Raw genomic sequence first — 3,095 nt, forward strand, 5'->3', positions numbered from 1 at the left:
ACCGTCACCGATAATAAAAATGGTTTCTCCAGCGAGTCAGCTTGCTCTCGAAATACAGCCGCTAACCAATCGGGGGAAGCTGTCGCCAATTTTTCCACCCAATTCAACTGTTGCCACGCCTTATCAGCAGGTGCTGACTCCTCCCGCTCCAACGACCAGCCGACTTGCAACTGTCCTTCCGAACCTAAAAATAAGCCAAAACCATCGCTCCCAGCCAGCACCGAATAAAAGATATTTTCAGCTTCAAAAGGCTGGCTGCTAGCGAGCTTAAACCACAGAATATCATAGCTTTGCGGTTCGCGATCGAGGTCTAGATTTGCCCGCTGGCGGACGATCGAATTGCGCCCATCCGCCCCAATTACCAGATCTGCCCAGATCGATCGATTATCGCCTAAAGTTACACCCACGACCCGATCTTCAGCCCATACTAAATCCCGTACCGCCGTACCATCAATAAATTCAAAACTCGGATACTGACTAGCTCGCGCCAATACCGCAGCTAAAAAAGCTGGCTGTGAGATCAGCGTACACGGTTTACCACCCGGTTCCATCGGTTCATCGACGCGAAATAGACGGCGGCTTTCGATAATAAACTCCCACGCATCGAGAGCGCGATGGGGAATGTCCGCAATAACGTCACTTAGTCCCATTTGCTCGATCGCCTCTAAGCCGCTAGGCATCAACGCTTCACCCCGAAAAGTCCGCTGAAAGCTGCGCGAAGCTTCCACTAATTTGACATGAATACCGCGTTGAGCGAGCAACATTGCCAGCGTCAAACCCGCAGGTCCCGCACCGATAATGACAACTTGGCTTATCTGTTGTGGCAAGAAACGTGACTCACTTAAATTAATTGAGAATTGAGAATTGAGAATTGAGAATTGCGGCTCTCGCCCGCCTCTGTTTCCCGACGATTTGCGGATGCGCGATACGTAGGGTTCCCCGAGGGTGAAGCTGCCCCAAATCACGCGGAGAGTGGAGGAGCACGTGTTTGGGTCAAGACAGCGGCTCGCAGTCGGGAGGTTTCCTCCCGGATTATGCGAGACAAGACAGCGCACCAAGCAGAGAGACAAGACAGAGAATTGAGAATTGGGTTGTCAGGGTGGGGTTTAAATTCTACCGCGATCGGGTGTTTTCGTGGTAGTAATATGTAAGAATCGATCGCTGTAAATCTTTCCCAGCAAAACTTGAAAATTCGATGGCTCAACTAGAATCGCCTCCACCATTACGGACACCATTGTACGATCGAGCGATCGCGATCGACGCGAGAATGACTGCCTTTTCGGGGTGGGAGATGCCCGTGCAGTTTAGTGGGATTACCGCCGAGCATGAAGCCATTCGCGATCGTGCGGGGATGTTTGATATTTCCCATATGGGCAAGTTTACGCTGCGCGGCGATCGGGCAATCGAGCAGCTTCAGGGTTTGGTGCCTTCGGACTTGAGTCGGCTCCAGCCGGGACAAGCGCAGTATACCGTGTTATTAAATCCCCAAGCGGGAATTATCGATGACATCATCGTCTATCAGGAGGGCGATGGCAACGTCGTTTTGATTGTGAATGCGGGCACCAAAGATAAGGACAAAGACTGGTTGCTGGCGCATCTAGACCTCACACAGGTCGAATTTACAGATCTTACTGCCGATCGCGTGTTAATTGCCGTCCAAGGGCCAGAAACAGTCGGTCATCTTCAGGCATTAGTAGATATCGATCTGACTAAGCTGACGAATTTCGGTCATTCTAGCGCTTTAATTTTTAAAAACCCCGCTTTTATCGCCCGGACTGGCTACACTGGCGAGGATGGCTTTGAAATCATGGTAACACCCGAAATCGGTGTCAAATTGTGGGATGCCCTTTTAGCATCGGGCGTCACGCCTTGCGGTTTAGGCGCGCGCGACACGCTCCGATTGGAGGCGGCGATGTGTTTGTACGGTCAGGACATTAGCGACACTACCACGCCGCTAGAAGCTGGCTTAGGTTGGGTCGTGCATCTTGATACCAAGGGTAATTTTATCGGGCGCGATGTTTTGGAGCGGCAAAAGACAGCCGGAGTCAGCCGCAAATTAGTCGGACTGAATATGCAGGGGCGATACATCGCTCGTCATGACTATCCAGTCGCGATCGAAGGTCAAACTGTAGGGATTGTCACTAGTGGTACCATGTCTCCAACACTCGGACAAGCGATCGCTCTTGCCTATATACCAGCGGAATTTGCCAAGTTAGGGCAAATAGTCGAAGTCGAAATTCGGGGCAAGTTACATCCAGCGACTGTCGTTAAAAAACCATTTTACCGCTCTACCAATCGCGTCTAAGTGGGTAGGTAATGGGTAAAACCTAAATGGTGGGCAGTGATAAGTCAATAGGTAATGGCTGAAACCTAGATGGTGGGCAGTGCCTACATGATTAGATTTGCTTTAGGTTTTAGGCTTTAGGTTTTAGTCGTGTCGTCCCAGTAGGGTGGGCACTGCCCACCATCTACATTTGACTACCAATTATCAATTATCAATTAATTTTCCAATTTGCCCAATCTTGGGGTTTGAGGAAAACATCATAGAGCTGGGCTTCGGGAGAACCAGGTTCTGGTTGATAGCCGTATTCCCAGCGCACTAGGGGCGGCAAAGACATCAGAATCGACTCGGTGCGTCCATTAGTTTGAAGACCGAAAATGGTGCCACGATCGTAGACTAGATTAAATTCTACATAGCGTCCGCGCCGATATAACTGGAAATTGCGCTGATGTTCGCCATACTCAGTATTGCGACGACGTTCGACGATCGGGATGTATGCTGGTAAGAAGCTGTAGGCACAGTCTTGAGAGATGGCAAATAATTCCGCCCAGGTACGCGGTGCGGGCACCCCTAGCGCGTCGCTATGCTGTGCTGCTGGCCCTTGGGGGTCGGGGCCGCGATATAATGCCCCTTGCCCATCCTGATAGTCAAAAAAGATCCCGCCTACACCGCGAGTTTCCTGCCGATGCTTGAGATAAAAGTACTCATCGCACCATAATTTGAAAGTGGGATACAAATCGGGACTATGTTTATCGCAAGCTGATTTGAGCGTATTATGCAGATGGCTGGCATCTTCAGCAAATGGATAGTAGGG

At 50.5% G+C, this 3,095-nt stretch carries 3 protein-coding genes; 1 reads left to right on the top strand and 2 read right to left on the bottom strand.

The window, feature by feature from the left end:
• Positions 1–827 (bottom strand): FAD-dependent oxidoreductase (locus tag RMO52_RS15700; protein WP_310415949.1); only part of this gene is annotated, 827 nt, incomplete at its 3' end.
• 368 nt (positions 828–1,195) lie between these two features.
• Here RMO52_RS15700 and gcvT point away from each other — a divergent pair.
• Positions 1,196–2,305 carry a glycine cleavage system aminomethyltransferase GcvT gene (gcvT, locus tag RMO52_RS15705; protein WP_310415952.1) on the top strand — a complete coding sequence of 370 codons (1,110 nt, stop codon included), beginning with the start codon at positions 1,196–1,198 and terminating at the stop codon, positions 2,303–2,305.
• 190 nt (positions 2,306–2,495) lie between these two features.
• Here the strand turns inward: gcvT and RMO52_RS15710 are convergent.
• On the bottom strand, positions 2,496–3,095 hold a 600-nt coding region (locus RMO52_RS15710; protein WP_310415954.1), incomplete at its 5' end, for a coproporphyrinogen III oxidase.

Origin of the sequence: Chamaesiphon sp. OTE_8_metabat_110, from assembly GCF_031382685.1 — a bacterium.
In the GTDB taxonomy this organism is placed as follows: Bacteria; Cyanobacteriota; Cyanobacteriia; order Cyanobacteriales; family Chamaesiphonaceae; genus Chamaesiphon.